Below are 4,760 nucleotides of genomic sequence, written 5' to 3'. Positions count from 1 at the left end.
CACATTTTAGCATATATTTGGTAAATGCGCTAGTATTTAACGGTAAAGCCGTCGTGAAACGACGGGGTTTCAGACCCAAAATTTTCGATGAGCCAGACGCAAACCCCAATCGAGCAGATAACCAATCGCGCCAATAACGAGAATCACCGCCATCAACTCTGAATAAGCGAGTCGATCGCGTGTATCGAGAATATAATAACCCAAACCCGCACTAACCCCCAGCATTTCCGCCGGGACAAGAACGATCCAGATAATACCTATAGCCAAACGGAAACCAGTTAAGAGATGGGAGATGATCGCAGGCAGAATAACCTGGAAAACCGTTTCCCCTCGGGTAGCACAGAGACTGCGGGCTAAAGTCAACCAAGAGCGATCAACCGCGTTAACCCCGGCAGCCGTATTGAGAAGGATCGGCCAGATAGCCACCACCGTCAGCAAAAAATACACAGGTAGATCACCAATTCCCAAAACCATCACCGCTAAAGGCATCCAAGAAAGGGGCGAGATCATGCGTAGAAATTGAAATACGGCCGACAAAGCTGATTCAAGGGAGCGATACAACCCGATTAATACCCCCAACGGCACACCGATGGCACTAGCGAGAACCAAGCCCACAAGAACCCGGCGGCAACTGGTGAGGATATGGGGCATAATCTCCCCCCGAACAAAAAGATGTAATAAAGCGACAAAAGATCGCTCAGGGGAAAAATCATTTAAAATCGGGTTTGAGTGCCATAGAGGACTGGTAAATAGCCACCAGAGCAATAATCCAAAACCCATACCCCATAAGGGTAGTAAAGATATTGGCGGGGAGGTCAAAGATTGTGACTTCATAGGTTAGGACCCTTAAAATTTGATCGTCTCGATGCGGGAGAGATTATTCGGTAAGCCGAAAGCTTTCGGTCCGCCCACCTGTTGCAAGGCATTACGGACAAAAGAGTCATCCACGAGATCCCGCGCCACCTGTCGGGGTTGCAGTTTTTGGAGAAAATCCGTATTTCCTTCTACCTGAGTGGTTTTGAGCAAGCGTACCAGTTCCGACCTATAGGAAGGGAAAGGATAGGGCTGGAAATCAATCCGGTTGACTTGCCAGTCTGGATTCTGGATCGCTCCCTCTTTCTTATAGAAATTGCGATCGTAGTAAGTAAGCGCCCGTTGCAATACTGGCAGCGGGTGAGGCGTATATTTTCCACCATCTTTAGAGAGAATCCTGGCCACTTCGGAGCGATTGCCCCGTGACCAGAGTTGGGCTTTAACGAGGGCGTTTACCACCTTCTGCGTCCATTGTTTCCGTTGCCTAATATCCTCCTCGTGAACAAAGACGACGCAACAGGCGTGATTCTTCCAGACATCGCCGGTGAAACGGAGAACCCTACCGGTTTTTAGATTTTCCGCCGCCGCGTTGAAAGGTTCAGCAACAATATAACCACCGATGCTCTTATTGGCGAGGGCTGATACCATATCCGGGGGCGGGAGAACCACTAGATTAACCTCGTTAGGAGCTATCGGCGCGTCCTTGGCTTTGCGAACTATTTTCAGCCCGTTACGTTGTAAGAGTTGTTGCAAGACCAAATTATGAATCGAATACCAGAAAGGAACCGCGATCGTTTTACCTCCCAATTCCCTGGGATTTTCAATATCGGGAAGGACGGTGAGGGCTGAGCCGTTGGTATGGTTCCAAGCGACGATTTTAGCGGGGAAATTGCGCCCGTAACGAATCCAGATCGAGGTGGGAAAAAGAACGTGAATAACGTTCACCTGCCGAGCGAGAAAGGCCTCAACAATCTGCGCCCAAGAGCGGAATAGGCGTGGTTGTTCTGCCGTTAAACCTTCCGCTTCATAAAGTTTTCGGGAGTGGGCCACCAATAGGGGGGCGGCATCCGTAATCGGTAGATAACCGATTTTCACAGGCTGGTCGTTGGCATTGGCGTTAACAGGGAGACTCCCACTATCGGCGGCGATCGCTGCTCCGAAGGAACTGGTAAACAGTGCCGAAAGTTTCAGGAAATCTCGACGGCTCATGCCGCAACAAGCACAATTATCGTCTAGGTTCATAAATTTACAGTGTCATTACAAAGGCTAATTCTTGAAAAATTGACCGGCGTAGATCACTCAACAGCTTTGCTGACTCGAAACGGGGTTTCGGCATCGAGATGGTCCATTCTCGGCGGATGCCCACTGGATGACGGCCCATGAGAAGAACTCGATCGGCCACTAATAGGGCTTCATCGATGTCGTGAGTAACGAGGAGAACCGTGCTGTTATAGAGAGCTATGACTTCTAGGAGGAGTTTTTGCATCTCGAAACGGGTGATCGCGTCGAGGGCGCTAAACGGCTCATCAAGGAGGAGGAGAGAGGGGCGGCGGGCGAGGACGCGGGCTAGAGAAACTCTCTGAGCCATACCGCCAGATAGTTGATGAGGATAGGCACGCTCGAAGCCATCTAGTTTGACGCTTTTAACAGCGGTGTGAACCCTTTCGCGTAATTGCTGATGATCGAGGCGGGGCATCCGCTTTAATTTCAAACCAAAAGCCACGTTTTGCCAAACGGTTAACCAAGGTAAAAGGGCGGGGGATTGAAAGACGATCGAGCTGCGGATGTCTGGTGCTTGTAAGGGTCGTGAGTGCAATTGTATTTCTCCGCCATCGGCACTTTGCAAACCAGCGGCGGTAGCAAGGAGGGTAGATTTGCCGCAACCACTAGCCCCAAGCAAACAAACCACCTCACCAGACCGCACCTGTAGGTTAATATCCTCAAAAACGGTACGGTAGCCATTGCGGGTTTTATAGCGTTTGTGGAGATTTTTCAGGGTGAGGACGGGGTAATCAGTGGCGACGCTCATTCCCTCACCCCCGCTCGATCGAGTTCGCCAGTGAGAATTTTATCGGTAGAGGACTGACGTTGTAACTCTCTTTCTAGTTGAATCAGGCTCGGAGTTAACACTGGTAAAAAGGCGACCTCGCGCAGCCGTCGCGCCGTGTCGCTATTACGGAAATAGCCTTTTCCTCCCTTAATTTCCGCTTCTAACCATACGGATTCCACCGCTAACCGGGTAATGTCCACTCTGAGGGTGAATAGTTGGCGTGTTCGTCCGAGATCGAAGCTTTCTAGGGTGCTGAATTGCTCGATTGTCTTTTCTAGACGAGTCAGACGCTCGCGGGCGAAGAAATAACGATTGCTCGCTACCGCTGCCTTTCCCCCTAAACTTTTCTCCGTCTCCCCAAGGGATTTACGCGTAATGCCAAGGGCCAGTCCGCATTGTAACAGCAAGAAACAGGGGCGGACTGAGGGTAAAAATTTTTCTGCTTCCAAGCTGATAATCCAGTCGTGAGATAACTGAACTCGATCGAATTCAAGGGTACTGGTGCGGGAAGCCTGTAAACCCAATAATTGTAGGTCTTCACCCCGTTTTAACCCCTCTGCGAAAGAGGGAAGGGCGAGAATAAGAGTTTGTCCAGATGTAGTTTGAGCGGCAACGGCCACTATGAATTCTCCGTTAGAGTCGAGGTTAGAGGCCTAGGGCAGGAAGCCATTAACAGTGACGTTTTCTCCCTCGATCTTTGCTTGTAAACGCAGCTCCTCGATCCCGCCGAGGTACTTCATCGCGTTAGAGAGTCCTGTTGCCCCGGCTATCTCTCCCTTGAGAACAGCAGGTAGAATTTTGTTTTGTAGGTAAGTGTTATTACTGGCCGCCAAATATTGAATGAAGACGCGCTGACACCAGAAAACAAAACCGGTGGTGAGGCAGCATTGGGACACAGCGGAGATCGCCTCTACTGCCTGTAATAAGGAGCCACCCTGGCCCCCTAAGCTTTCAGGTATAGCATAGCCGAACCAGCCCGATTCTCCTAGCTTGGTTAGGGCCCAACCGACGTTGAGATTAGCTGTACCGTTGTTGAGGTCAGTGGCTCTTTCTTCTAGAAAAGAACTGATTTCGGAGCCTCGATCGAGCATAATTGTTCTCTCCTAGGGGTGAATATTTTCAATCGAGGTCAAACTATCTATAGGTGCGCCGACCACTTCTCTGGCTCTTTTTACCGCCGCTTCATCGGGACTATCGTAGAAACAGAGACATTTACTCAAGTCTTCGCAAACATAGGTACGCTCGAAACTGACTTCAGGCACTTGAGCGTAAAGGGGGGTTTTCTCCGCTTTTCGTTGCAGGTAAGTTTCCATCGTTAGCCCCGGAGGTAAATTCCACTGTACTAGATAGTTGGCTTTGTCTTGGCGCTCTCGCACAGTGGCTAAGTCCTGCCCAATCAAGCGCATTTCCTTGATTAGTTGCCAACTTAGCCCAGCGTTTTCTAGTACTTGTTCGAGGGAGGCGCGATCGATCGCTTTGATAATCAGGAATAACCGCCCCTCTCTTTCACCGATTAGGGCTTCGATTAACTCTCCCTGGGATTTTGATGCGAGTGTGGCGATGCGCTCCAATATCTCGCTCACCTCTTCTTTTGTCCTTTCTTGTCGATCATCCTCTACTAGATATAGAGTCATAATTCATCTGAAATACATTTACAATACATTTGAGTTTACTGTCTTTGAGAAAAAAAAGCAATATCTGAACTTTCCCCATACAGATATACTACAATAGCCGAAAACCCTTATCTATCAAAGGTCACACAGATTAAGCCCCAGCAATGTACCCATGTAAGTAGAAGGTACGATTAGCAGCAATTCTCATTTTGAAAACAAAAGAAGATAAAGTTCTCTTGTTCACATAGAGAACTTCTGTCTAATTATCATTTTTTTTCAAGATA

Annotated in this window: 4 protein-coding genes and 1 pseudogene; all 5 read right to left on the bottom strand. The window is 49.0% G+C overall.

Annotated elements, in window-relative coordinates; translation table 11 throughout:
• Nucleotides 1–69: 69 nt before the first annotated feature.
• A complete protein-coding gene (locus BGL89_RS17380; protein WP_286826790.1) occupies nucleotides 70–834 on the bottom strand; it encodes an ABC transporter permease in 765 nt (254 codons plus the stop codon).
• A gap of 12 nt (nucleotides 835–846) precedes the next feature.
• The gene (locus tag BGL89_RS17375; protein ID WP_286826789.1) at nucleotides 847–2,055 is read right to left on the bottom strand and encodes an ABC transporter substrate-binding protein; all 1,209 of its coding nucleotides are present in this window, start codon (nucleotides 2,053–2,055) and stop codon (nucleotides 847–849) included.
• A gap of 4 nt (nucleotides 2,056–2,059) precedes the next feature.
• On the bottom strand, nucleotides 2,060–2,842 hold the full coding sequence (locus tag BGL89_RS17370; RefSeq protein ID WP_286826788.1) for an ABC transporter ATP-binding protein: 783 nt from the start codon (nucleotides 2,840–2,842) through the stop codon (nucleotides 2,060–2,062).
• A pseudogene (locus tag BGL89_RS21350) lies at nucleotides 2,839–3,954 on the bottom strand (acyl-CoA dehydrogenase family protein). Before BGL89_RS21350 ends, BGL89_RS17370 begins: the two are co-directional and overlap by 4 nt.
• Nucleotides 3,955–3,966: 12 nt before the next feature.
• Nucleotides 3,967–4,497, bottom strand: coding sequence for a DUF4242 domain-containing protein (locus BGL89_RS17355; RefSeq protein ID WP_286826784.1), 531 nt, complete (start codon nucleotides 4,495–4,497; stop codon nucleotides 3,967–3,969).
• Nucleotides 4,498–4,760 lie beyond the last annotated feature (263 nt).

This window comes from Microcystis sp. LSC13-02, from assembly GCA_002282935.1.
Taxonomy (GTDB): Bacteria; Cyanobacteriota; Cyanobacteriia; order Cyanobacteriales; family Microcystaceae; genus Microcystis.
Note: the sequence above shows the minus strand (reverse complement) of the source record. Positions and strands in the feature narration are given on the sequence as shown.